This window comes from Intestinibacillus sp. NTUH-41-i26 (assembly GCF_032769475.1).
In the GTDB taxonomy this organism is placed as follows: Bacteria; Bacillota; Clostridia; order Oscillospirales; family Butyricicoccaceae; genus Agathobaculum; species Agathobaculum ammoniilyticum.
Genome location: NZ_CP136477.1, coordinates 1865221 through 1889956, shown reverse-complemented (window position 1 = coordinate 1889956; position 24736 = coordinate 1865221). Strand labels below are relative to the sequence as shown.

Genomic DNA, 24736 nt, shown 5'->3' with positions numbered 1-24736 from the left:
CATGGAACCCAATCTGCATGAAAACCACCGCCAGCGCGTATGGGAAAAATTCCGCCGGTTTGGTCTGCAGGTGTTTGCCGACCATGAGGTGCTGGAATTACTGTTGTTTTTCGCGATCCGGCGCGGCGATACCAACCCGACCGCGCACGCGTTGCTCAAGCGTTTTGGCTCGCTGCACGCGGTGCTGGAGGCACCACCGGAAGAGCTTCAGAAGGTGAAGGGCGTCGGGCCGCATACCGCGTCGCTGATCAAGGTGGCTTTCGCGCTGGTCGGCCGGTATCAGGCCGATGTGGCGAAAATGGAGGCGAATGGGGACAAGCTTAACAGCAGCGAACGGATCGGCGCGTTTTTCGTGCCGCAGTTTATGGGGGAGAGCGAGGAGGTTCTGATCGCCGCCTATGTCGACGGTGCCGGCAGGGTGATCAAATGCGAGGAAGCCGGCCGCGGCGGGCGCGCGCAGGTCCGCGTGGACTGCGGCAAGATATGCCGCAACGCGCTGCTGAGCGAGGCGGCCGGCGTGGCGATTGCCCATAACCATCCGAATGGGAGAGCGCTCCCGTCGCACGAGGATATCGAGGTGACGCGCATGCTGGAACGCTACCTGAATGATATGGACATCGAGTTGCTCGACCACTGTATTGTCGCGCGGGGAAAGTATTACTCCATGCGGAAGCAGCTGCTGATCGGGCAGGAAAGGAGATAGGGAATGCCGGATTTTCAAATCGTAAGCCCTTACAAAATGGCGGGCGACCAGCCGGAGGCGGTCGCCAAGCTGGTTGAGGGCATCCAGAACGGCCTGACCGAGCAGACCCTGATGGGCGTGACCGGCTCGGGCAAGACCTTCACCATGGCCAATATTATCGAGCAGACCCAGCGGCCGACGCTGGTGCTCGCGCACAATAAGACGCTGGCCGCGCAACTCTGCACCGAGCTGCGGGAGTTCTTCCCGCACAACGCGGTCGAGTATTTCGTGTCCTATTACGACTATTACCAGCCCGAGGCCTATATCGCTTCGACCGACACTTATATCGAAAAGGACTCGGCCATCAACGACGAGATCGACCGCCTGCGCCACTCGGCTACCTCGGCGCTTTCCGAGCGGCGGGACGTGATCATCGTCTCCTCTGTGTCCTGCATCTATTCGCTGGGCGACCCAATCGACTACAAGAAGATGGTCGTTTCCCTGCGTCCAGGTACGGAGATCAGCCGCGAGCAGCTTATTCACCGTCTGATCGACATCCAGTACGAGCGCAACGACATCGCGTTCGAGCGCAACCGCTTCCGCGTACGCGGGGACACGGTCGAGGTCTGGCCGGTCTATTCGGACGAGGACGTGGTGCGCATCGAGTTCTTCGGGGACGAGATCGACCGCATCAGCCGCATCAACCCGTTGACCGGCGTGGTGCTGGGCGAGCTGGGACACACCGCGATCTTCCCCGCGAGCCATTACGTCACGCCCAAGGACAAGCTGCAGGCCGCGATTCGAGATCTGGAGGACGAGCTGGAGGCCCGCGTCAAATTCTTTGAGCAAAACGGCAAGTTGATAGAGGCGCAACGCATCGCGCAGCGCACGCGGTACGATATTGAAATGCTGCAGGAGATCGGCTTTTGCAGCGGCATCGAGAACTACTCGCGCGTGCTCTCGCGCCGCGCGCCGGGTTCGGCGCCGTTTACGCTGATCGACTATTTCCCCAGGGACTTCCTGCTGATTGTGGACGAGAGCCACGTCACCCTGCCGCAGGTGCGCGCCATGTACCACGGTGACCGCGCGCGCAAGGAGAGTCTGGTCGAGAACGGCTTCCGCCTGCCCTCGGCCTACGATAACCGCCCGCTGAACTTCGATGAGTTCAACGAGCGCCTTAACCAGATCGTATATGTGTCCGCGACGCCGGCGGAGTATGAGTTGTCCCGCTCCGGACAGGTGGTTGAGCAGGTCATCCGCCCGACCGGCCTGCTCGATCCAGAGGTGGTCGTGCGTCCGGTCGAGGGGCAGATCGACGACCTGATCGGCGAGATCAACGCGCGTACCGCCAAGGACGAGCGCATTCTGGTGACGACGCTGACTAAAAAGATGGCCGAGGATCTGACCGCCTATCTGGAAAACGCGGGCATCAAGGTGCGCTACATGCACCACGATATCAAGACCATCGAGCGGCAGGAGCTGGTGCGCGACCTGCGCCTGGGCGTGTTCGACGTGCTGGTGGGCATCAACCTGCTGCGCGAGGGTCTGGATATCCCCGAGGTGTCGCTGGTGGCGATATTGGACGCGGATAAGGAGGGCTTTCTCCGCTCGGAAACCTCGCTCATCCAGACCATCGGCCGTGCCGCGCGCAACGAGAGGGGCATGGTCGTGCTGTATGCGGACAGCATCACGCCCTCTATGCGCCGTGCGATGGACGAAACCGAACGCCGACGCACCCTTCAGGATGCGTTCAACAAGGCACATGGCATTACGCCCCAGTCGGTGAAAAAGAAGGTGCAGGACGTGATCGAAATCACCTCCAACGTGCCGACGAGCAGCAAGAAAAAGCTGCGCACCAAGGGCGAGCGTCAGCAGGAGATCGCCCGCCTGACCCGCCAGATGAAAGAGGCGGCCAAGATGCTCGAGTTCGAGATCGCCGCCCAGCTGCGCGACCAGATCAAGGCATTGGAGGAAGGCAGATGAGGATTGTCACCCTGATGGAGGACACCGCGTGCGCGCCGGCGTTTGCCTGCGAGCATGGCCTGAGCTTTTATATCGAGACGAACGGGAAAAGGCTGCTGTTCGACATGGGTCAGACCGGCCTGTTCGTGTGCAACGCGGCGCGGCTGGGCGCCGACCTGGGAGCGGTGGATATCGCCTTTCTCTCGCACGGGCATTACGACCACGGCGGGGGATTGGCGGCGTTCCTGAGCGTTAACAGCCACGCGCCGGTCTATGTGCATGAGCGGGCGTTCGAGCCGCATTTTTCGCACAAGCCGGAGGGTATCAGGGAGATTGGGCTGGACAGCGCGCTCGCACACAGCCCGCGTCTGCGGCGGGTGGATGGCGTGGCGCGGATAGACGACACCCTGACCCTGTTCTCCGATGTCACGGGCGCAGACTGCGTGCCGCAGGGCAACCGCACGCTGTGCGAGCGGGCGGACGGGCAATATTTCCCCGACCGCTTCCTGCATGAGCAGAGCCTGCTCGTGCGCGAGGGGGATAAGACGGTGCTTTTTACTGGCTGCGCCCATCGGGGCGTGGTGAATATCTGCGCCCGCGCCGGAGAGCTTCTCGGCCGCGCGCCGGACGCTGTCGTCGGCGGGATGCACCTGTTCAGCCCGTCCACCGGCAAAAGCGAGCCGGATGAGGCGATCCGCGCGGTCGCGGCGCGGCTCGCGCACACGAGCAGCCGTTACTACACCGGCCACTGTACCGGCGCGCATGCGTTCGAGGTGCTGCGCGAAACGTTTGGGGAGCGGATTTTGCTCCTTGCGGCGGGCAGCGTGATCGAGCTGTAATAAAACCAGAAAAGAGATACTGCATTTTTGGAATAAGGATAGGTGAACATGCAGGAATTTATCCACGTAAAGGGTGCGCGCGAGCACAACCTGAAAAATATCGATATCAAGATCCCGCGCGACAAGCTGGTCGTGCTGACCGGACTGTCCGGCTCGGGCAAGTCGTCGCTGGCGTTTGACACGATTTATGCCGAGGGACAGCGACGCTATGTCGAGTCGCTGTCCAGCTACGCGCGGCAGTTTTTGGGGCAGATGGACAAGCCGGACGTGGACTACATCGACGGCCTTTCGCCCGCGATTTCGATTGACCAGAAGACCACCTCGCAGAATCCGCGCTCGACGGTCGGCACGGTCACCGAAATCTACGACTACCTGCGCCTTTTGTGGGCGAACATCGGCACGCCGCACTGCCCCAAGTGCGGCAAGGAAATCCACCAGCAGACCATCGACCAGATCATCGACCGGCTGATGGCGCTGGAGGAAAAAACGCGCGTCCAGATCCTCGCGCCGGTTATCCGCGGCAAAAAGGGCGAGCACGTCAAGGTACTCGAGGACGCGCGCAAGGCGGGCTACGTCCGTGTGCGCGTGGACGGCGAGGTGCGCGACCTGTCCGATGATATCAAGCTGGCCAAGACCCACAAGCACAACATCGAGATTGTGGTCGACCGCGTGGTCATCCGGCCGGACGCGCGCGGCCGCATCACGGACTCGGTCGAGACTGCGTCCGCGCTCTCGGGGGGGCTGGTCATCGCGGACGTAGTCGGCGGCGAGCCGATCGCGTTCTCGCAGAACTATGCGTGCGACGACTGCGGCATCTCGATTGAGGAGCTGACACCGCGTATGTTCTCGTTCAACAACCCGTACGGCGCGTGTCCGGTGTGTACCGGCCTCGGCATGCAGATGCGTGTCGATCCGGACCGCATCATCCCCAACAAAAAGCTGTCCATCAAACAGGGCGCGATCCGCGCGTCCGGCTGGGGCAGCGCCGAGCCGGGGACGATCGCGGGCATGTACTTCACCGCGCTCGGCAAAAAGCACGGCTTCACGCTGGACACCCCGATCGAGGACTTTTCGGACAAGGCGCTGCACGAGCTGCTGTACGGCACTGGAGACGAGCCGCTCGAGCTGTCGGTCAGCCGCGTGTCGGGCGGCGTGATGCGCCAGCCGTTCGAGGGCATCGTCGTGAACCTCGAGCGCCGCTATAAGGAAACGTCCAGCGACTATTCGCGCGCCGAGATCGAGGAGTGCATGAGCGAGATCCCCTGCCCCGCGTGCCACGGCCGCCGCCTGCGGCCCGAGGTGCTCGCGGTCACGATTGGCGGGCTGAACATCGCCGAATTTTCGGAAAAGTCGGTCGTCAAAGCGATGGAGTTTTTACAGACCCTGCAGCTGACCGAGATGCAGCACAAGATTGGCGACCGCGTTATCAAGGAGATCAAGGACCGGCTGGGCTTCCTGCAGTCGGTCGGCCTGGAATACCTGACCTTGTCGCGCGCCTCCGGCACGCTGTCCGGCGGCGAGAGCCAGCGCATCCGGCTGGCGACGCAGATCGGCTCGTCGCTCATGGGGGTGCTGTATATCCTGGATGAGCCGTCCATCGGCCTGCATCAACGCGACAACGACAAGCTGCTGGCGACCCTTAAACGCCTGCGCGACTTGGGCAATACACTGATCGTGGTCGAGCACGATGAGGATACCATGTTCGCCGCCGATCATATCGTGGATATCGGCCCGGGCGCGGGCCGGAACGGCGGCGCGGTCGTGTTTGAAGGCACGGTGGACGAGCTGCTGCAAAGTGAGCAGTCCATCACCGGACAGTACCTGTCCGGCCGCAAGTGCATCCCCGTGCCTGCGGTGCGCCGCAAGGGCAACGGCAAAAAGCTGACCGTCAAGGGCTGCGCGGTGAACAACCTCAAGCACACGGATTTCACCATTCCGCTGGGTACGCTCACCTGCGTGACCGGTGTGTCCGGCTCGGGCAAGTCCTCGTTCGTCAACGAGATCCTGTACAAAAAGCTCGCCGCCGAGCTGAACGGCGCCAAGACGCGCGCGGGCGCGCACGATAAGTTCGTCGGCCTGTCCTATCTGGACAAGGTGATCGATATCGACCAGTCGCCCATCGGGCGCACGCCGCGCTCCAACCCCGCGACCTATACCGGCGTGTTCAACGATATCCGCGACCTGTTCGCCAAGACCGCGGACGCAAAGGCGCGCGGCTACGGGCCGAGCAGGTTCTCTTTCAACGTCAAGGGCGGCCGTTGCGAGGCCTGCGCGGGCGACGGCCTTTTGAAAATCGAGATGCACTTCCTGCCGGACGTATATGTGCCCTGCGACGTGTGCAAGGGCAAGCGCTACAACAAGGAAACGCTCGAGGTGCGCTACAAAGGCAAAAATATCTACGAGGTGCTCGACATGACTGTGGACGAGGCGTGCGAGTTCTTCGCCAACGTGCCTAAGATCGCCCGGCGGCTGGGAACCATGCGCGAGGTCGGGCTGGGGTACGTCAAGCTCGGGCAGTCGTCCACCACGCTGTCCGGCGGCGAGGCGCAGCGCGCCAAGCTCGCCACCGAGCTGTCCAAGCGCTCGACCGGCAAGACCATCTATATCCTGGACGAGCCAACCACCGGCCTGCACGTCGCAGACGTACACCGCCTGGTGGACGTGCTGCAGAAACTGGTGGACGCGGGCAACACCGTGGTCGTCATCGAGCACAACCTGGACGTGATTAAGACCGCGGACTATATCCTCGACCTCGGTCCCGAGGGCGGGGACGGCGGCGGCCGCTTGGTGGCCGCGGGCACGCCGGAGGAGGTCGCCGCGTGCGAAGGCTCCTATACCGGTCAATATCTGAAGCCGGTGCTTGAACGCGGCAGACAGCGCGAGGAGAAGCGGTAAAGAAACACCCCCGACACCGTCGGGGGTGTTTTGCATGGCAAAGGGATATCCGGCGGGGGGCGGCAACCCAAATGCGCGCCGCCAGGCAAGTTTTTTGCGAAGTGGTTTGGCAGTTTGCCGGATGGATGATAAAATTTTGTGCGAGTTTTGTGACATTTTTGTATACTCCCTTGTCCCATATCAATAATTTTGGTATAATAATGATAATCGAAAATAAATGAGGGAGTTTTATGAAAACCAAACATTGGGTGATTGCCGCGCTGGACGAGCCGCGTGTGCGCATGCTCGCCCACGATTGCGCCTGCGCGCCGTTGACCGCCGCGGTCCTTTCCGCGCGCGGGATCGATACGGCGCAGGCCGCGGAGCGTTATCTGAGCTGCGACTCCAAAGGGCTGCACGACCCGTTCCTGATGGCCGATATGGACAGGGCAGTCCAGACCGTCCGCCGCGCGCTTGAGAATAACGAGCATATCGTCGTTTACGGTGATTATGATGTAGACGGTATCACGGCGACCTGCATCATGGTGGATTATCTGCGCAGCAAAGGCGCGGTCTGCGAATATTATATCCCGAACCGTCTGAACGAAGGCTACGGCCTTTCGCGCGCGGCTATGGAGCGGCTGTATGGCCAGGGGACGCGCCTGCTGATCACGGTCGATTCCGGCATTACGGCGGACGAGGAAATCGCCGCAGCCCGCGCGCTCGGTATGAAGGTCGTGATTACCGACCACCACGAATGCCACGACAGCCTGCCCGAAGCGGACGCCGTCGTGGACTGCAAGCGCGCGGACTGCGATTATCCGTTCGGCAGCTTGGCGGGCGTGGGCGTGGCGTTCAAGCTGATCTGCGCGCTCGAGGGCGATGCCGGAACCGTGCTCGCCCGTTACGCCGATCTGCTGGCGCTCGGCACGGTAGCGGATGTGATGCCGATTGTCGGGGAGAACCGCATTATCGTCGCGGCGGGGCTGAAAAAGATGGCCGAAACCAGCAACATCGGGTTGGAAATGCTGCTGCGCGAGGCCGGCATGAAGCATAAGCGCCTGACCTCCGCTGCGATCAGCTTTGTTCTGGCACCCCGCATCAACGCCGCGGGCCGGATGGGGCAGGCCGAACTGGCTGCCGAGCTGTTCCTGACGCGCGACCCCGTGCGCGCGCAGATGCTGGCCGCAGAGCTGTGCGAACAGAACAAGCGGCGGCAGAATGAGGAAAACCAGATATTGACGCAGGCGCTTGCCCGCCTGCGCATGGAATACAATCCGCTGGAGGATAAGATCATCGTGCTGGCGGGGGAAGGCTGGCATCACGGCGTGATCGGCATTGTGTGTTCCCGCCTGTGCGACCGGTATGGATGTCCGGTCGTGTTGATCGCGCTGGACGAGGACGGGACAGGCAAAGGCTCCGGTCGGTCGGTCAAGGGCTTCAACCTGTTCGAAGCCCTGACCTCGTGCGGGGATTTGCTGCAGCGCTACGGCGGGCATGAGCTTGCCGCAGGGCTGACGGTGGACGCGGCGCATATTGAGGCGCTGCGGGAACGGCTGCGCGCCTATGCAGAAAACCATGTTTCCATGGCCGATCTGATCCCGCAGCTGCATATCGACTGCATGATCGAGCCGGAATGGATCACGCTGGAAAATATCCAAGCGCTTTCCGTGCTCGAACCATACGGCATGCAGAATGAAGAACCGGTATTCTGCATGAAGGATCTGACCGTGGAGGAGATCACGCCCATTTCAAGCGACCGCCATGTCCGGCTGACGCTGGTAAAGGACGGGAAGCGCTGGTCGGCCATGCTGTTCGGCACGGGCGTGGGCGGACTGGGCTTTGCGCAGGGGAATATGGTCGACGCGGCGTTCCACCTGGAGATCAACGAGTTTCGGGGCCGGCGCTCGGTGCAGCTGACGCTGTGCGACGTGCGGCTGAGCGAATGCGAAAACCTTGCCGACCAAAAGCTGCTCAACCTGTATAACACCTACATGGCGGATGGCCCGCTGACCGCGCGGGAGGCGCGCATCCTGCTGCCCGACCGCAGCGATCTGGTCGCGGTATGGCGGCATATCGTGTGCCGCGCGGAGGACGGCCGCCTTTCCGTACCATCCAACGCGCTCTCACGCCGTATCGCCTGGGAAAGCCGCAGGGAGATCAATATTGGCAAGCTGTTCGTGTGTCTCGACGTGTTTTCCGAGTCGAGCCTGATCAGCTACCATTTCAAAGAGGGGATGCTCAACATCCTGCTCAAGCCTTACGAGGGTAAGGCGGATATATCGGGCTCGGTCGTCCTTGCCACGCTGCAAAGCATGGCGGGATGACAGCCGAGGGGGAAATTATATGCAGAATAAACTGGATTTTTTGATCGAGCGCGTGCAGAAACAGAATCCGCAGGCGAATATTAAAAAAATCCGCGCAGCCTATGAGTGCGCCTCCGCGGCGCACGAGGGGCAAAAGCGGAAAAACGGCGAGCCGTATATCATCCATCCGGTCTCGGTGGCCGAGATCGTGGTTGAAATGGGGCTGGATACGGATTCGATCTGCGCCGCGCTGCTGCACGACTGCATCGAGGATACGCAATTCGGCTACAAGGAGATCGAAAACAAGTTTGGCACGCCTGTCGCGGAGCTGGTGGACGGCGTTACCCGCTTGGGCATGCTGCGCTATTCCAAGGAGCAGGAGCAGTTCGAGGACCTGCGCAAGATGTTCCTCGCCATGGCCAAGGATATCCGCGTCATCCTGATCAAGCTGGCCGACCGGCTGCATAACGCGCGCACGTTCCAGTTCCTGCCCGAGCGCAAGCAGCGCGACAAGGCGCTCGAAACCATGGAGATCTATGCGCCGATCGCGCACCGGCTGGGTATGAGCCGTATCAAATGGGAGCTGGAGGACCTGTGCCTCAAGGTACTCGACCCGATCGGCTATAACGAGATCGTCGAGGGCCTCAGGGCGCAGAGCGAGCAGCACGAGGAATTCCTCAAGGGGATACAGGAGCGCATCAGCGAGAAGCTGGCGGAGGCGCATATCCATAATACGATTTCGGCGCGCGTCAAGCATATTTATTCCATTTACCGCAAAATGTACGCCCAGCATAAGACGATCGACGAGATCTATGATATCTGCGCGGTGCGCGTGATCGTGGATACGGTGGCGGACTGCTATAATGTACTCGGCTATGTGCATGACTTGTATAAGCCTATCCCCGGACGCTTCAAGGATTATATCTCCACGCCCAAGCCCAATGGCTACCAGTCCCTGCACACCACGGTCATCGGCCGCGCGGGCATCCCGTTCGAGATACAGATCCGCACGACCGAGATGCACAAGATGGCCGAATACGGCGTCGCGGCGCACTGGAAATACAAGCAGGGCTTGGATAAAAAGGGCAACGAGGAGGCTTTCGCCTGGATCCGCCAGCTGCTCGAGGCGCAGCAGGACACCGAGGCCGAGGACTTCATCAAAAATATCAAGGTGGATCTGTTCGCGGACGAGGTGTTCGTGTTCACGCCCAAGGGCGACGTGGTCAACATGCCCGCGGGCGCGACCCCGATCGACCTAGCCTACGCCATCCATTCCGCGGTCGGCAACCGGATGACCGGCGCCAAGATCAACGGCCGCATCGCGCCGATCGATAGCCAACTGAAAAACGGCGACATCGTGGAGATCCTGACCTCCAAGGAGGCGCATGGACCCAGCCGCGACTGGGTCAAGATTGTCAAAACCACCGAGGCGCGCAACAAGATCAAGCAGTGGTTCAAAAAGGAGTGCCGTGAGGAGAATATCATCAACGGCCGCGAGGATCTGGACCGCGAGCTGCGCGCCAACCTGCTGTACAACGGCTTTTACGAGAACGAGGAAGTACAGAAGAACACGCTTAACAAGTTCTCGTTCAACACGCTCGACGAGCTGTACGCCGCCATCGGCTACGGCGGCATCACGCTGACCAAGGTCATCAACAAGGTCAAGGACGACGTGGGAAGGCTGCGCCGCCAGCGGGAGATTGCGGAGCATCAGAATCACCCCCATGTCGAACAGCAGCGCCGCACGACGCGCAGCTCGACCGGCGTGGTGGTCGAGGGGATCGACAACTGCCTGGTCAAATTCGCGCGCTGCTGCACGCCGATCCCGGGCGACGAGATCATCGGCTTTGTCACGCGCGGCTACGGCGTGTCTATCCACCGTCGGGACTGTGTCAACGTCCATGTGGCGGAGGATCCGGATCGTTGGGTAAAAGCCTGGTGGGACGAGGATCAGGTCACCGCGGACCGTGCGGGCCGGTTCTCGACCGGCCTGCAGATATCGACCCGCAGCCGTATCGGGGTGCTGAACGACGTGACGACGATCTTCGCGGTCTGCAAGATCAATGTGCATGAGATTTCGGCAAGGGATCTTAACGACGGCTACGGCGTGATCAACGCGATGGTCGACGTCGCGGGCGTACACCAGCTGGATAACCTGATCAGCCGCCTGCGGTCGATCAAGGGTGTGGTGGATGTGACGCGTACAGTGGATACAAATTGAGTATTGGATTGCGGCGTGCAGCCGCGGCCGAGAGGGCGCGGAAAGGCTTCGGGAGGCGAAACATTTCCACGTTCAGAGGAATAAAAACTGTGATATGGGTTCGCGGTTTTTATGAAAAATGCCGCTCCGCGGCATTTTTCTGTTAGAAGCTGCACGAGGTGTGCGGAATGGAAACGGAGAATAAAAGCTATGAGAGCACTCATTCAGCGCGTGACGCGCGCATCGGTGACGATCGGCAGCGCGGTGCGCGGAGAGATTGGACAGGGCTTTCTGATCCTGCTGGGCATCACGGATGGAGACACGGTGGACGACGCGGTTTATCTGGCCGACAAGACGGTTAAGCTGCGGGTGTTCACGGATGAGAACGACAAGATGAACCGCTCGCTCGCGGATGTGGGCGGTGGCATCCTCGTGGTATCTCAGTTTACCCTGTACGGGGATTGCAAAAAGGGAAACAGGCCGAGCTTTACCGCCGCGGCGCGGCCCGAAACCGCGGTCCCGCTGTACGAGGCGTTCATCGCGCGCTGTCGGCAAAGCGGCCTGCCGGTCGAAACCGGCGAGTTCGGCGCGGATATGAAGGTCGACCTGTGCAACGACGGGCCGGTCACACTATGGATGGATACCGCACAGATGCGGTGAGGGAAAGGAGAACCAGCTTATGAAAATCATGCAGCTTTGCGTGGGCATGGTCGCCACGAACTGTTATATTGTATACGATGAAAAGAGCCGCGAGGCCGCGGTGATCGACCCAGGCGACAACGCCACCTCTATCCTGAGCGCGGCGAAAAAGGAAAAGCTGGATATCAAATATGTTCTGCTGACGCACGCGCATTTTGACCATATCCTTGCCGCGCACGAGGTGCTGGCGGCAACCCATGCGCAGTATGTCGTACCCGAGGGGGATCTGTGGCTGCTCAAGCGGGAGAATATGGGTCAGTTCCGCTCGTTGGCCAGCGCCTATGTGGAGGATAAGCCGGATCTTTTGGCGAACGAGGGGACACAAGTGACGTTCGGCGGGATGACGGCGACGTATATGAACACCCCCGGCCATACGCCCGGCTCGTCGGTCATCCGGATTGGCGACTGCCTGTTCACGGGCGACACGCTGTTCCGGCATGAATGCGGCCGGTGCGACCTGGAGGGCGGTGATTTCGGGCAGATGCTGCGGTCGCTGCGGCGTCTGCACGACCTGGAGGGGGATTACAAGGTGCTGCCCGGGCATGAGGGCATCTCCACCCTGTCCGAGGAGCGCGCGGCCAACCCCTATATGGCGCAGGCGGTTGGCAGACGATGATTTATACGCTGGAGGGACACGCGCTCAAGCATGCGGTGGAGGAAATGCTGTTCCATCTGCTCCCCACGGCGGCGCTTGCGCGGGCGGATGCCGTGGATGCGGCGGACGGGACGGGGGACTATTGCCGGAGCGTCCTGACCGAAGTGGACGGCAGGGCGCGGGCTTGCGCCGACGTCCGCATCGGCGGCGTAACGCGTCGCAGCGAGCGGTGCGCGTCGGTTCAGGGGCTTGCGCCGCTTGCTTATAAACGCACGGTCACCGAGCTGGTCAAGACGACCGTGTACGAGGCTGTGGTGCCGTCGCTTGCCCAGCCGCCCGTATGGGGCAGCCTGACCGGCGTGCGCCCCGCCAAGCTCGCGCGCGGGCTGATCGAGCGGGGGATGGCGCGCGGCGAGGTGGCAGAGTACCTGCGGGAGCACTTCCATGTTTCGCCGGAGCGCACGGCGCTGACCATACGCGCGGCCGCAACGGCGATAGAGATGGATAAGCGGATGGGCGAAAAGGATATTTCCCTTTATGTCGGTATTCCGTTTTGCCCGTCGCGGTGCTATTACTGCTCGTTTGTATCTTCCGCGACCGCGCAGTCCGGCCACCTGATCGAGCCGTACCTGGAAACGCTGTGCCATGAGATCAGAGAGACCGCCGCGCTGGTGCGCGAGGCGGGCCGGCGGGTGCAGAGCGTGTATATCGGCGGCGGCACGCCGACCACGCTGGACGAGAACCAGCTCTCGCGCCTGCTTGACACACTTGAACAAAGCTTTGATTTTTCCGGACTTTGTGAATATACTGTGGAAGCGGGGCGTCCGGATACGATCACACCGGGCAAGCTGCGCGTGTTGCGCGCGGCGGGCGTGGGACGGGTCAGCATCAACCCGCAGTCCATGGACGACGCGGTGCTGGCCGCGATCGGGCGCAGGCACGTGGCGTGCGATGTGCTGCGCGCCTATGACGAGGCGCGGCGGGCGGGCTTTGCTGGCATCAACATGGATGTGATCGCGGGGCTGTCCGGCGATACGCCGGACAGCTTCGCCCGAACGGTGGATACCTTGATCGGCCTTGCGCCGGAGAATATCACGGTACATACGCTGGCCATCAAGCGAGGGGCGGATCTGACGGATAAGCAGGCCGCCGCCGCGCAGCGCGAGGCGGTGGCGCGTATGCTGGACGGCGCCTCGCGCGCGCTGCAGGGCGCGGGCTACGGCCCGTATTACCTGTACCGGCAGAAATTCACCACCGGCGGCTTTGAGAATGTCGGCTGGTGTCGGCCGGGGACCGAATGCTTCTACAATGTGGCCATGATGGAGGAGCTGCAAACCATTTTGTCGCTCGGCGCGGGCGGCGTTTCCAAGCGCGTCGAGCGGGACACGGGCTGGATCGAGCGAACGAACAACCCCAAGTATCCGCTCGAATACATTCGGGCGGCGGACCGGCTCGCCGGTGGTAAGCGTAAATTGCTTTTCCCAAAGCAGTAAGGAGGAACACGGCTATGGCGGAATACACACTCAAATATATCAACCACCGCGCGCGGTACGATGCGGCCGACTTTATCGCGGAATGTGAACGGACGTACCATGCGCAGGTGGATCAGGTGGCGGAGGAAATCGCGGAAAACAGCCGTCAGAAGCCGATCGTGCTGATCAACGGCCCCTCCTCGTCCGGAAAGACCACGACCAACGACCGGATCGGCCGCGCGCTGGAAAAACGCGGCATCCATGCGGAGATGATCTCGATGGACGATTATTACCGCACGGTCGGCAGCTATGACATCCCGCCGGACACGGAAAACGGCGTGCCTGACCTGGAAAGTCCGGAATGTATGGATCTGCCGCTGCTGAGCCAGCATTTGACCCAGCTGGTCGCAGGAGAGGAAATCGACCTGCCCCGTTTTGATTTTGAAACGCGTACTTCAATCCCGCACGCGCGTTCGCTGCGTCTGGATCCGGACGAGGTCGTGCTGATCGAGGGGATCCACTCGTTCAATCCGGTCATCATGGGGGATCTCGCGCACGCGGCGACCGGCGTTTACCTGTCCGTGGCAAGCGCGGTCGTCCCCAAGGAGGGGGCGCGGGTCGAGCCGTATATGCTCCGCTTCCTGCGGCGGGCCATGCGGGACAGCCTGTTCCGCAATTCGCCAGTCGAGGACACGCTGCGCCAGTGGAACTCAGTGCGGCGCGGAGAAAAGCTGTATATCGCGCCGCATCGCGGGCAGGCCAACCTGACGGTGGACACCTTCCTGCCGTATGAGCTCAATATACTCATGCAGTATTTGGCGCCCAAGCTCCGCCTGCATCGGGAGGAGCTTGGCAGGGCGGGTCTCGTGCCGGTCGGCGCGGTGCTTGATCAGGTAGCGCCGATCGATTATACGGATTTTATCCCCGAGGATTCGGTATTGCACGAGTTTATTGGGTAAAATACAGGCGCGCTTGCTTTTTATAGGGCTATGCAGTATAATAAAATGCAATATAGCGGGGCGGACAGTCCCGTTGGAAGGAGCGAGGACCCATGGATGCAAAAATGCAGACGTTTTTGGAAAAGGTCAAGGTAATGGCGGATAAGACCGGCAAAGCGGCTGGCCGCGCGGCGGATGCCGCCGGAAAGAAAGCGACCGAGCTTGCCAGCGCGACGCGGATCAACCTCCAGATTTTTGATCTGAATACCGAATGCGAGGTGCTGTTCAAAGAGATCGGCAGAATGGTGTATGAGCTGCATCGGGGAACAGAGGTCTCTAACGAGGAAATGGATCAGAAGATCGATTTGGTGGATGAGAAGCAGGCCAGGATCGCCGCGCTGCGCGAGGAGCTTGCAGGCATGAAGTCGGTCGTGACCTGCCCGCACTGCGGGCGTCCGTGCAGCAGGGAGGATGCGTTTTGCTCCGGCTGCGGCGGCGCGCTGTGAGCGCATATTTTAGAGCGCCCTGCCATACCGTACAATAAGAAAAGACAAAGGGCGTGTAGCGTTTGCAGCGAAAAAAACAGAATTTTGTGCAGGGCGCGGTCATCCTGATGGCGGCGAGCCTGATCGTCAAGGTGATCGGCGCGTTTTTCCAGATACCGCTCCAAAACCTGATCGGCGGGGAGGAATCCCCAGCGTTTGGCATGTTCAGCGCGGCTTACCGGATATACACCGCGATGCTGATGATTTCGACGGTCGGCCTGCCGGCGGCTCTGTCCAAGATGGTGGCGGAGGCTACGGCCTGCGGGCGCGAGCATGAGGTGCGGCGTATCGTTCGCGTCGCGGGTAGCATTTTTGTGCCGGTCGGCGCGCTGTGTTCGGTCGCGCTGTTTTTTGGCGCGGGTACGTTTGCGGAATGGATCAAAAGCGCAGATGCGCGGCTTGCCGTTATGGCGATCGCGCCGAGCGTGCTGATGGTGGCCATCCTTTCCGTGTTTCGCGGTTATTACCAGGGGCGGTCCAATATGGTGCCGACAGCGGTTTCCCAAGTCATTGAGGCGATGGGTAAGCTGTTTGTTGGCCTTGGCCTTGCCTACTATGCGATGGGGCAGGGCTACAGCGATCCGGTGGTAGCGGCAATGACCGTGCTGGGCGTAACGCTGGGCGAGGTCGTGGCGGCGGCGTATATGCTGGCGCAGGCGGCGGTAACGCGCCGCAGAGCGACGCCCGTGCGCATTTTGAACGATGCGGTGCGTCCTGCGGGGGAACTGGCGAAGGTTTTGCTTTCCCTGTCCATCCCCATTACGATCAGTTCGGCGGTCATGAGCCTGACCGACCTGATCGACGTTGCGCTGATTTCCGCGCGGCTGCAAAGCCCAGCGGTGGGGATGACGGCCAAGCAGGCGATGGCGACCTACGGCATTTACACCGGCCAGGCCATCAATTTCTTCAACCTGCCGCAGACGCTGATCACGGCGCTGGCGGTCAGCGTGCTGCCGACGATTGCCAGCGCGCGCGCGGCGCAGAATTTTACCAAAGTGTCCAAAACGCTTTCCACTTCGCTGCGGCTGACCATGATCATCACTTTGCCGGCAGGCACAGGGTTCCTCGTTCTATCCGAGCCGATCCTGCGGCTGCTCTACCATTCGGGGACGGAAACCGGAGGCCGGCTGATGGCGATTTTAGGCTTTGCCGTACCCGCTGTGGCGCTGGTCGCGATCACAAACGCTACCCTGCAGGCGTTCGGGCGGATTGACCTGCCGCTGGTTTCGATGTTCCTCGGCGCGCTGGTCAAAATGTTCGGGGATTATTATCTGATCGGGGATCCGCGGTTCGGTATCGCGGGAGCGCCGATCAGTACGGCCGTGTGCTACTGGCTGATTGCGCTGCTGAATCTGTTCCACATCGCAAGGCTGTCCCATGCGCTGCCCCCGCTGGGCAAAACCGTGGGCAGGCCGCTTGCCGCAACGGCTGGCATGGGGGCGGCGACTTATATCTGCTTTACCGTGCTGACGCGGGCGCTTGGCGCGGCGCCGGGTTCGGCAGTGGATAAGCTGAGCACGCTCGTGTCGATCCTTGTAGCGGTGGCGGTATACGGCGTTTTGCTGCTGGCGTTGCACGCGGTTGACCGCGAGGATGTGCAGCTTCTGCCAAAAGGGGAAAAAATTGCCAACCTTTTGCGTTTAAAATGACAGGAAGTGTAGAAAATGGTTGATTTTCAAAAGAAAGAGCAGTATAATTTTAACGATCTGTTGCGGATCATGGAAATACTCCGCGCGCCGGACGGATGCATGTGGGATCGGGAACAGGATCACCGGTCGATCCGCCGCAATTTTATTGAGGAGACCTATGAGGTCTGTGAGGCGATCGACGAGGAGGATACCGAACACCTGAAGGAAGAGCTGGGCGACGTATTGCTGCAGGTCGTTTTTCACACGCAGATGGAAAAGGAAAAGGGCGTGTTTGACATCAATGATGTGGCGGACGGCATCTGCAAAAAGCTGATTTACCGCCATCCGCATATTTTCGGTGATGTCAAGGTGGGCTCCTCGGAGGAGATCCTGAGCAATTGGGACGACCTCAAGCGCAAGGAGAAGCACCAGGAAACCGATACCTCCGCGCTTGCCAGCGTGGCCAAAAGCCTGCCGGGTCTGATCCGCGCGGAAAAAATCCAGAAGAAGGCCGCTAAGGTGGGGTTCGACTGGGATGGGGCGGACGGAGCGCTGGAAAAGGTCGAGGAGGAGCTTGCCGAGGTGCGGCGGGCGCTCGCAGGCGACGGCGATATCGAGGAGGAACTGGGCGACCTGCTGTTCGCGGTCGTCAATGTGGCGCGCCATAAAAAGGTGGACGCCGAGCGCGCGGTGGAAAAGACCTGCGACAAGTTCATTCATCGGTTCGGTTTTATGGAACGGCAGGCAAAAGAAGAGAACAAAGTGCTGTCCGACTTGTCGCTGGCAGAAATGGACTCGCTTTGGAATAGATCAAAAGAAAAGGTATAAACGGAGGTATAAGCATGAAAAAAAGCGAATTCGTCACGCTGGTTGCGGAAAAAACCGGCCTCTCCAAAAAGGATACAGAAAAGACGATCGACGCTGTCTTCGCCGCGATGGGCGATGTGATGGCGCAGGGAGATAAGCTGCAGATGAGCGGCTTCGGTACGTTTGAGACCAAGGTGCGCGCTGCGCGCACGGGTCACAACCCGCGCACCGGCGAGGCGATCGAAATCGCGGCCGCGACCATTCCGGTATTCAAGCCCGGCAAGGCGCTCAAGGATAAGGTGGACACGAAGTAACCGTGAGGCTGGATAAATATCTCAAGGTTTCCCGACTGATCAAGCGCCGAACGGTAGCGAACGACGCCTGCGACGCGGCGCGGATCACAGTGAACGGCAAACCGGCAAAGGCATCCTACCAGGTGAAAACAGGCGATGTTATCGAGATTGCGTTCGGACAGCGCACGATGAAAGTCGAAGTACTCGAGATCGCGGAGCACGCGCTGAAAGCGGATGCGGCCGCGATGTATCGGGAAATCCCGTAATAAAAACATCCCGCCCCTTCATATAGTGAAGGGAGCGGGATGTTTTTTATGAGAGGGAGGGACTGCATATGGCAGCCGACGAACGCAACAGGGAAATGCCGCATACCGTTATTCTGGAGGGCAGGGAGAAGCTTTCGATCTCCGGCGTGGTGGATGTGCAGAGCTTTGACGAGGACCAGGTATTGCTGGAGACCGTGCGCGGGATGCTGGTCGTGCGGGGGCAGGGCCTACATGTCGAGCGGTTGCAGCTGGAAGCAGGCGAGCTGATTGTGGAGGGCGAGGTTGGCTGCCTGGAATATGACGACAGCGTACAGCCGCGCGGCGGTTTTTTCAGCCGTCTGTTCGGCGGGTGAACGCGGCATGACGGTACCGATGCAGGCACAGTTCCTGCTGGGGCTGCAAAGTATTTTACTGGGCGCGTCCCTGGGGCTTTTTTATGATATCCTGCGGGCGTTTCGGGTGTATTTCTCGGCCGGGCGCCTGGCTACCGCATTGTATGACCTTGTGTTCTGGCTGGTCCTGCTGGCGGCTTTTTTCGAATTCAGCCTGGTTTTTGCGATGGGGCAGAGCCGCTGGTATGTACTTGCGGGGGCGTGCGTCGGCGCGGGAATTTATTTTTTTCTGCTCAGCGGGCTGGTGCAGGGGGCGCTGCGGCTTGTGCTGGATTTGGCCGCGCGGCTGTGCGGCCTGTTCGTCACAGCGGGGGAAAAGGCGCGCGGGCTTGCGGGTAAAGCTGGTTTACCGGAAAAAATTCGCTCTTTTACAAAAAAGTTTGCGAAACCCTCTTCCATTTTTCGCAGGAAAGGTATAAAATAAAACTCGAATTAGTCTGGGCCAAGGGAAGATGGAGCGAGGTGTCCGAATGTCCAAGCGCAAAGCGCCGGTCTGGGTCAAAATCCTGATGCTGGCCTTTTTGCTGTATGCCGTGGTGACAATCATCAGCCTGCATGCACAAATTGCGGATAAACGTGCGGAGCTGGATTCGCTCAATATGCGTGTCGAGGAATACGAGGCTGCAAATGAAGCGCTCCGGCAGGAGATGCAGAACGGCATTTCGGAAGCAGACATCAGCGAGATCGCCCGTACCGAGCTCAGCTATGCAGAACCGGGAGAACGTGTCTTTGTGGACACATCCAGCAGGTAAAAGGGAAACAAATAACGGAGGCAAAACAATTTATATGGATTTGGCAGTGGGAGCGATCGTAGAGGGTAAAGTGACCGGTATCACGAAGTTCGGCGCGTTTGTCGCCCTGCCCGAAGGGAAGTCGGGCATGGTGCATATCTCCGAGGTTGCGGCGAGCTTTGTCAGCGACATCAAGGACTTTCTGCAGGAAGGCCAGCAGGTCAAGGTGAAAATCATTAATATCGACCAGGCGGGCCGCATCAATTTGTCCATCAAAAAGGCACAGCCGCAGGAGTCACGTCCGGAACGCGCCGGCGGCGCCGCGCCACGGCAGCCGCGGTTCCAGCAGCGTTCCAGCCAGGCGCCGCGCGGCAGAACGCCGCAGCCGCCCAAGGACCCCGCGACCATGAGCTTTGAGGATAAGCTCAAGGCGTTCATGTCCGACAGCGAGAGCCGGCAGGCCGACGTGCGCCATGCGACCGACCGCAAAAACGGATCGCGCCGCCGCCGATAAACACATAAAACCGAGGGCGACCTCGGTTTTGTTTTTATTCCGCAGGGTAAAAAAACGCGCCCTTTCCTGCGAAAGGGCGCCAAAAGTAGGATTGTGGGGATAAAGATATGAACGGTGCATGGCAGTTCTCTCAACTGCCATAATCAATATAGCATAATTTACAATAAATGTCAATTGCTTTTTTGAGGGAAAGGACGGAAATGGAAGAAATACTTCTGAAAAACTGCACGTTTCTGACGATGGATGAATCGAATCCGCGTTTTTTCGGATGGATTTGGATGAAAAACGGGAAGATTGTGTCGATGGGAACGGATGAGCCGCCCGCCTGCGGTCAGGTGGTTGACGGGCGCGGCGGCGTGGTGACGCCCGGTCTGATCGACATTCATTCCCACCTCGGTCTGTATGAAGACGGGCTGGGCTTTGAGGGCGCGGACGGGAACGAGGATACCGACCCCGTTACGCCGCACCTGCGCGCGATCGATGGGGTAAACCCATTGGACCGTGGCTTCCGCGAAGCTGTCGAGGCGGGGGTGACAACGGTCGCGGTCAGCCCAGGCAGCGCCAACCCGATCGGCGGGCAGATCGCGCTGCTCAAGACGGCCGGCCGGCGCATCGACGATATGGTGCTCAAAGCGCCGCTCGCGATCAAGTTTGCGCTGGGTGAGAACCCCAAGGCGGTCTATCACGACAAGGATGAAGCGCCGGTTACCCGCATGGCGACCGCGGCGCTCATCCGCGAGCAGCTTTACAAAGCAAGGGAATACCTGTTGCGGATGGAGCGCGCGGAAAAAGAGCCGGAGGAGGACAAGCCGGACTACGATATCAAGCTGGAGGCGTTGCTGCCGCTGCTGCGGGGCGAAGCGGAGGCGCACTTCCATGCGCACCGCGCGGACGATATTTTTACCGCGCTGCGGATTGCCGGGGAGTTCGGCCTGAAAGCCGTGATTATCCACGGTACGGAGGCGCATCTGGTCGCCGATCTTTTGGCAGGGGAGCAGGTGCCGGTCGTTTGCGGGCCGTATATGACCGACCGCTCCAAGCCCGAGCTCAGGAACCTGACGGACGAGGCGCCGGCCCTGCTGTGCAGGGCGGGGATTGAGACTGCGATTACCGTGGACCATCCCGAGATACCTCTCCGCCTGCTGCCCGTGGCGCTGTTGCTGGCTGTGCGGGAGGGGATGGACAGGACGGACGCGCTCCGCGCGGTGACAACCGTTCCGGCGCGCATTGCGGGCATGGAGCAACGGATCGGAATGCTCCGCACGGGGATGGACGCGGACTGCGTCCTGTGGAGCGGGGAACCGCTGGATTTTACAAGCCAGGTGCAGGCCGTGTTCATCAACGGCGCGCCGGAATACAGGAGGACGGTATGAGAACGATCGATGTTTCGGAAGTCACGTGGCTGGTGCGTCGGCTCTGCATGGAAGCGAATTACTATCTGCCCGCGGATCTGCGGCAGGCTTTCGTCCGTGGGCAGAAAGCGGAACAGTCCCCGCTGGGGAAAGAAATTTTCGGGGAGATGCTCGCAAACTGCGATCTGGCAAGGCGGAATGATGTGCCGGTCTGCCAGGACACTGGCATGGCGATTGTGTTCGCGGAGGTGGGACAGGAAGTACACCTGACCGGCGGGGCGTTTGAGGACGCGGTCACGGAGGGGGTGCGCCGTGGGTATATCGACGGGTATCTGCGGCTTTCCGTGGTCGGCGACCCGCTGCGGCGCGAGAATACCAACGATAATACCCCCTGTGTGCTGTATACTTCGATCGTGGCGGGGGATAAGATCAAGATTACGGTCGCCCCGAAGGGCTTTGGATCGGAGAATATGAGCGCGATGAAAATGTTTACGCCAGCCGCGACCAGGGAGCAGATTGTGGATTTTATCGCGGACGCATGCATCCGCGCAGGGTCCAACCCCTGCCCGCCGATCGTAATCGGCGTGGGGCTGGGCGGCACCTCGGACAAGGCGGCGTACTTGGCAAAGCGCGCCCTGCTCCGGCCGGTGGACCGGCAGAACGAAGACCCGATGTACGCGGAAATGGAGCGGGCAGTGCTGGATAAGGTCAATGCGTCCGGCGTGGGGCCCCAGGGGCTTGGCGGAACGGTGACCGCGCTTTCCTGCGCGATCGAGCCGTTCGGCACGCATATCGCGGGCCTGCCCTGCGTGGTGAACATTTCCTGTCATGTGACCCGACACGCGGAAGGGGAATTGTGACCGCGTTGGGGAAAATGCTGAACAGTTTGTGAATTTGTGTAAAATCTATTGGACAATTTCACCTAAGACGTGGTATACTAATTATAGCAAATTCCCATAAGTATCTTGGGCAACCCGCCCGATAGGAGATGATGTTATGAAGTTCACCATCGTCGAGAGAAAAATGAAAATCGATGACGACCTGCGCCAGTATGCGCTGCGCAAAGTCGAGAAGCTGGATCGGTACTTCCATCAGGATTCAGATACCACGCTGACTTTCAGCGAGCTGCGCGGCAAACAGACGGTAGAAATTACGGTGCGCCAGACAGGTCTGGTCGTCCGCGCCGAGGAGACGACAACCGATATGTTCGCCTCGGTCGACGGTGCGGTCAGCAGCATTGAGCGGCAGATCCGCAAGCATAAGACCCGCCTGGAAAAGCGCCTGCGCGAGGGTGCGTTCGATAAGATCGCCGAGCAGCAGGCTGCGCTTTCCGAGGAGGATTTCGATATCGTGCGCCGCAAGCGCTTTGAGGTCAAGCCCATGAGCGTGGACGAGGCGATCCTGCAGATGAACCTGCTCGACCATCAGTTTTATTTTTTCCGCAATGCGGATAACGATAATATCCATGCGGTCGTATACAAGCGCGCCGCAGGCGGTTATGGCCTGATCGAGGGTGAGGAATAAGCTGCTTAAAAAGGGCAGTTTGAAATGAATTGAGACATTAAAAATAAAAAAGCCGGCGGCGTTCTGCCGTCGGCCTTTTTGTTGGACGGAGTGATAAAATGAGAATCATGGAGCCTGAAAGCCGACCGCAGGCGCTGATAAGGCAGCTTTTAACGGTGTGGGAAGGTGCGGTCAAACAGACCCATTTGTTTTTGTCCGCTGAGGAAATTGAGAAGATCAAACAATATGTTCCACAAGCACTGCGGGTGGTTCCACATTTAGTCGTTTTGGAAAACAGGGATGGCGTGCCTGTTGCGTTTATGGGCATAGAGGAACGAAATCTGGAAATGCTGTTCGTTGCACCAGAGCAAAGGGGACAAGGCTGGGGGAAAAGCTTGATAGAGTATGGGGTGGAGCGGTATGGTATTGAAACGGTAGGAGTAAACGAGCAGAATCCACAGGCAAGGGGATTTTACGAGCATCTGGGCTTTGTGGTCTATGAGCGGAAGAACCACGACGAGCAGGGGAATCCCTATCCGATTTTATATATGAGGCGCTCCAGCACTGCTGAAAGCGGCTGGGAAACGGGAATAGCGCAGGAATAACAGATAGTGGGGTGTGCGCAATGAACCTTTGTGACATTGATACCATACGGGCGGTTTTGGGACGGCATGGCTTCCGCTTTTCCAAGTCGCTGGGACAAAACTTCCTGACGGATGAAACCGTGCCGCGCCGGATTGCGGAAATGAGCGGTGCGGGGGAAACGGGGAACGCGGTCGAAATTGGCCCGGGCATGGGCTGTCTGACCGCCGAGCTGTGCCGCAGGGCGGACAGAGTGGTCGCGGTCGAGCTTGACCGCGCGCTGCTGCCCGTGTTGGGGGAGACGCTGGCGGGATATGATAATTTCGAGGTCGTGCAGGGCGATGTGCTTCAGATTGACCTGGCCGCGCTGTGTCGGGAAAAATTTGGCGAGGCTCAGGCAGTGGCCTGCGCCAATCTGCCATATTACATCACTACGCCGGCCATCACAGCCCTGCTGGAAAGCGGAGCCTTCCAAAAGATCACCGTCATGGTACAGAAAGAGGTTGCGCAGCGCATCTGCGCCGCGCCGGGTACGGCGGCGTATTCTGCGTTTTCCATTTATGTGCAGTATCATGCGGAGGCCGCGCTGCTGTTCGACGTGCCGGCGGATTGTTTCGTGCCGAAGCCCAAGGTGGATTCCGCAGTAATACAACTAACGCCGCGCACCCAGCCGCCGGTCGCAGTGCGCAATGAAAAGCTGTATTTCGCACTTGTGCGGGCGGCGTTCAACATGCGCCGGAAAACGCTGGTCAACGCGCTGGGACCGGTGCTCGGCAGCGCAATGGGCAAGGAGGAGATCACAGAGCTGATCCAATCGGTAGGGCTGGACGCGCGTGTGCGCGGCGAGCGGCTCAGCCTTGCGGAATACGCCGCGCTGTCCAACGCCGCGGAGGGACGCCTGAAAGGGAGATAACATGGCATCCAGCCTGGAATTTGTAAATTATGTATGCGACCAGCTTTCCGGTGCGGGGACGATCACCTGGAAGCGTATGTTCGGTGAATTCGGACTGTGGTGCGACGGAAAGTTTTTCGCCACGGTCGAGGACGATATGCTGTGCCTGAAAATCACGGACGCGGGGCGGGCATTGCTGCCCGAAGCGCGTATCGTGGAGCCGCACGAGGGCGCGCGCCTCCTCTATGTCGAGGAGCTGGACGACCGCGCGCGCATGGCCGAGTTGGTGCGGCAGACCTGTGCGGCGCTGCCGGAGCCAAAGCCGCGCAGGAAAAAGGGTATCTGACCTATGTGTCAGATACCCAGGATAAGCAGGGCGCCGATCAGGAGAAGCTGCTCCCAATCGATCTCCTCTCCGTCTTTCAAAAGGAACCAGACGATGACGAGTACGATGATGGTGTCCATGTCGAGCTTGATGTTTTGCAGGCGTCCGGACAGGCCGCGCGACAGGTCGGTAAACACGGACGCCGTCTGCGAACTGGCTCCGCTGCGGCTCCGGTCTGCGGGGGTCTGACCGGACGGCGGCTCTTTATGTAGCGGCGGGGCGTCGTCGGCTTCCGCAGCGGCGAGATAGCGGTTATACAAGCGGCTTCGCTTCCTTTCT

At 60.2% G+C, this 24736-nt stretch carries 26 protein-coding genes; 25 read left to right on the top strand and 1 reads right to left on the bottom strand.

Going from position 1 to position 24736, the window contains the following annotated elements; genetic code table 11:
• The first annotated feature begins 1 nt into the window (after nt 1).
• From RX717_RS09710 to RX717_RS09590, 25 genes are all read left to right on the top strand, one after another.
• Nucleotides 2–703, top strand: coding sequence for a JAB domain-containing protein (locus tag RX717_RS09710; RefSeq protein ID WP_054327324.1), 702 nt, complete (start codon nt 2–4; stop codon nt 701–703).
• Between the two features lie 3 nt (nt 704–706).
• The gene (uvrB, locus tag RX717_RS09705) at nt 707–2665 is read left to right on the top strand and encodes an excinuclease ABC subunit UvrB (RefSeq protein WP_054327325.1); all 1959 of its coding nucleotides are present in this window, start codon (nt 707–709) and stop codon (nt 2663–2665) included.
• Nucleotides 2662–3483, top strand: a complete 822-nt coding sequence (locus tag RX717_RS09700) for an MBL fold metallo-hydrolase (RefSeq protein WP_316960265.1) — start codon at nt 2662–2664, stop codon at nt 3481–3483. The genes uvrB and RX717_RS09700 overlap by 4 nt, the downstream gene beginning before the upstream one ends.
• 48 nt (nt 3484–3531) lie before the next feature.
• Nucleotides 3532–6378, top strand: coding sequence for an excinuclease ABC subunit UvrA (gene uvrA, locus RX717_RS09695; RefSeq protein ID WP_107632007.1), 2847 nt, complete (start codon nt 3532–3534; stop codon nt 6376–6378).
• A gap of 230 nt (nt 6379–6608) precedes the next feature.
• Nucleotides 6609–8684 (top strand): single-stranded-DNA-specific exonuclease RecJ, encoded by a 2076-nt coding sequence (recJ, locus tag RX717_RS09690; protein WP_107632008.1) that lies wholly within the window; start codon nt 6609–6611, stop codon nt 8682–8684.
• A 19-nt stretch (nt 8685–8703) separates the two neighbouring features.
• A complete protein-coding gene (locus tag RX717_RS09685; RefSeq protein WP_107632009.1) occupies nt 8704–10884 on the top strand; it encodes a RelA/SpoT family protein in 2181 nt (726 codons plus the stop codon).
• Between the two features lie 189 nt (nt 10885–11073).
• Entirely contained in the window at nt 11074–11523 is a 450-nt protein-coding gene (gene dtd, locus RX717_RS09680) for a D-aminoacyl-tRNA deacylase (protein ID WP_054327328.1), read from the top strand.
• Between the two features lie 19 nt (nt 11524–11542).
• Nucleotides 11543–12178, top strand: a complete 636-nt coding sequence (locus RX717_RS09675; RefSeq protein WP_107632010.1) for an MBL fold metallo-hydrolase — start codon at nt 11543–11545, stop codon at nt 12176–12178.
• On the top strand, nt 12175–13650 hold the full coding sequence (gene hemZ / locus RX717_RS09670; protein WP_107632011.1) for a coproporphyrinogen dehydrogenase HemZ: 1476 nt from the start codon (nt 12175–12177) through the stop codon (nt 13648–13650). Before RX717_RS09675 ends, hemZ begins: the two co-directional genes overlap by 4 nt.
• Before the next feature lie 14 nt (nt 13651–13664).
• Nucleotides 13665–14588, top strand: a complete 924-nt coding sequence (locus RX717_RS09665; RefSeq protein WP_054327331.1) for a uridine kinase family protein — start codon at nt 13665–13667, stop codon at nt 14586–14588.
• Nucleotides 14589–14680: 92 nt separating this feature from the next.
• A complete protein-coding gene (locus RX717_RS09660) occupies nt 14681–15073 on the top strand; it encodes a hypothetical protein (protein WP_107632012.1) in 393 nt (130 codons plus the stop codon).
• Between the two features lie 62 nt (nt 15074–15135).
• Entirely contained in the window at nt 15136–16761 is a 1626-nt protein-coding gene (locus RX717_RS09655; protein WP_107632013.1) for a putative polysaccharide biosynthesis protein, read from the top strand.
• Between the two features lie 15 nt (nt 16762–16776).
• A complete protein-coding gene (mazG, locus tag RX717_RS09650) occupies nt 16777–17568 on the top strand; it encodes a nucleoside triphosphate pyrophosphohydrolase (protein WP_054327334.1) in 792 nt (263 codons plus the stop codon).
• A gap of 14 nt (nt 17569–17582) precedes the next feature.
• Nucleotides 17583–17861: an HU family DNA-binding protein gene (locus RX717_RS09645; protein ID WP_107632014.1), complete on the top strand. Its 279-nt coding sequence runs from the start codon at nt 17583–17585 to the stop codon at nt 17859–17861.
• Between the two features lie 2 nt (nt 17862–17863).
• Nucleotides 17864–18106 carry an RNA-binding S4 domain-containing protein gene (locus RX717_RS09640; RefSeq protein WP_054327335.1) on the top strand — a complete coding sequence of 81 codons (243 nt, stop codon included), beginning with the start codon at nt 17864–17866 and terminating at the stop codon, nt 18104–18106.
• Nucleotides 18107–18174: 68 nt separating this feature from the next.
• A complete protein-coding gene (gene yabP / locus RX717_RS09635) occupies nt 18175–18459 on the top strand; it encodes a sporulation protein YabP (protein WP_054327336.1) in 285 nt (94 codons plus the stop codon).
• 7 nt (nt 18460–18466) lie between these two features.
• Complete coding sequence (gene yabQ, locus RX717_RS09630; protein ID WP_159068208.1) at nt 18467–18922, top strand: spore cortex biosynthesis protein YabQ; 456 nt, start codon at nt 18467–18469, stop codon at nt 18920–18922.
• Nucleotides 18923–18968: 46 nt separating this feature from the next.
• Nucleotides 18969–19250 carry an FtsB family cell division protein gene (locus RX717_RS09625; protein ID WP_054327338.1) on the top strand — a complete coding sequence of 94 codons (282 nt, stop codon included), beginning with the start codon at nt 18969–18971 and terminating at the stop codon, nt 19248–19250.
• 34 nt (nt 19251–19284) lie between these two features.
• Entirely contained in the window at nt 19285–19743 is a 459-nt protein-coding gene (locus RX717_RS09620; RefSeq protein WP_054327339.1) for a S1 RNA-binding domain-containing protein, read from the top strand.
• A 200-nt stretch (nt 19744–19943) separates the two neighbouring features.
• Nucleotides 19944–21116, top strand: coding sequence for an amidohydrolase (locus RX717_RS09615; protein WP_107632017.1), 1173 nt, complete (start codon nt 19944–19946; stop codon nt 21114–21116).
• The gene (locus RX717_RS09610) at nt 21113–21955 is read left to right on the top strand and encodes a fumarate hydratase (RefSeq protein WP_107632018.1); all 843 of its coding nucleotides are present in this window, start codon (nt 21113–21115) and stop codon (nt 21953–21955) included. Before RX717_RS09615 ends, RX717_RS09610 begins: the two co-directional genes overlap by 4 nt.
• Nucleotides 21956–22091: 136 nt before the next feature.
• Complete coding sequence (hpf, locus tag RX717_RS09605) at nt 22092–22619, top strand: ribosome hibernation-promoting factor, HPF/YfiA family (protein WP_054327341.1); 528 nt, start codon at nt 22092–22094, stop codon at nt 22617–22619.
• A gap of 98 nt (nt 22620–22717) precedes the next feature.
• A complete protein-coding gene (locus RX717_RS09600; RefSeq protein WP_107632019.1) occupies nt 22718–23203 on the top strand; it encodes a GNAT family N-acetyltransferase in 486 nt (161 codons plus the stop codon).
• A 20-nt stretch (nt 23204–23223) separates the two neighbouring features.
• Nucleotides 23224–24093 carry a 16S rRNA (adenine(1518)-N(6)/adenine(1519)-N(6))-dimethyltransferase RsmA gene (rsmA, locus tag RX717_RS09595; protein ID WP_054327343.1) on the top strand — a complete coding sequence of 290 codons (870 nt, stop codon included), beginning with the start codon at nt 23224–23226 and terminating at the stop codon, nt 24091–24093.
• Nucleotide 24094: 1 nt separating this feature from the next.
• Nucleotides 24095–24418, top strand: a complete 324-nt coding sequence (locus tag RX717_RS09590) for a TfoX/Sxy family protein (RefSeq protein ID WP_054327344.1) — start codon at nt 24095–24097, stop codon at nt 24416–24418.
• An 8-nt stretch (nt 24419–24426) separates the two neighbouring features.
• On the opposite strand, the gene RX717_RS09585 is transcribed toward RX717_RS09590, so the two are convergent.
• Nucleotides 24427–24717, bottom strand: coding sequence for a hypothetical protein (locus tag RX717_RS09585; RefSeq protein WP_054327345.1), 291 nt, complete (start codon nt 24715–24717; stop codon nt 24427–24429).
• Between the last annotated feature and the right edge of the window lie 19 nt (nt 24718–24736).